Below are 241 nucleotides of genomic sequence, written 5' to 3'. Positions count from 1 at the left end.
CCTGCGGCACGCAGACGCGCGGCGGCGGTGAGGCCGATGATCCCGGCCCCGACGACGGCCACGTGCACGGCCCGGTCCTCCTCACGGCGGCATGTCCCGCATCGAGTGGTGATGGTCGGCCGCGCCGGCGCGGTGCGCCCCTGCGGCCCTCTCTGCCCGGCGTGTGCGGCCCGGGCTCCCATGGAACAGCGGCCAGTCTGCCACAGTGTGCGCACGCACTCCCCCGATCCCCTCCTGATGA

1 protein-coding gene is annotated in these 241 nt (G+C 75.1%); it reads right to left on the bottom strand.

Features of this window, described 5'->3' with window-relative positions; genetic code table 11:
- Positions 1–182, bottom strand: a 182-nt coding sequence (locus KVS67_RS12865) for a hypothetical protein (RefSeq protein ID WP_217565536.1), incomplete at its 3' end; no start/stop codon positions are given.
- Positions 183–241 lie beyond the last annotated feature (59 nt).

The sequence above is a fragment of the Micrococcus sp. GbtcB5 genome (genome assembly GCF_019091605.1).
GTDB lineage: Bacteria > Actinomycetota > Actinomycetes > Actinomycetales > Micrococcaceae > Micrococcus > Micrococcus luteus.
The sequence above is the reverse complement of the archived record's forward strand: the minus strand, read 5'-3'. Positions and strand labels throughout refer to the sequence as shown.